Origin of the sequence: Methylobacterium sp. CCH5-D2 (assembly GCF_001556475.1) — a bacterium.
Classification (GTDB): Bacteria; Pseudomonadota; Alphaproteobacteria; order Rhizobiales; family Beijerinckiaceae; genus Methylobacterium; species Methylobacterium hispanicum.
Genome location: NZ_LSIX01000877.1, coordinates 1 through 272 on the forward strand (window position 1 = coordinate 1; position 272 = coordinate 272).

Annotated in this window: 1 protein-coding gene; it reads right to left on the bottom strand. The window is 70.2% G+C overall.

Features of this window, described 5'->3' with window-relative positions:
* On the bottom strand, positions 1 to 272 hold a 272-nt coding region (locus AX737_RS23420; protein WP_156453915.1), incomplete at both ends, for a DUF2254 family protein.

Genomic DNA, 272 nt, shown 5'->3' on the forward strand with positions numbered 1-272 from the left:
ACGGTGCGCACCGTGCGCAGCACCATCAGCGCGTAGGCGAAGGTGCCGAGGAAGATGCCGAGCACGAGTTGATTGCGGGCGTCGCGCACGAAGTTGCGCAAGAGCCGCGGCCCCATCTGGTTCGAGGCCAGCGTCAGCGCGGCGATGGTGATGGAGAAGGTGGTGCCCGCCACCCCGATGGTGGAGGAGGCCACCGCACTGAGCAGCGCCCTTGCCCCCTCGGCACCCCCGGCCCAACCCCAGTTCGCGTCCGGGGAGGACGGGTCGTAGCC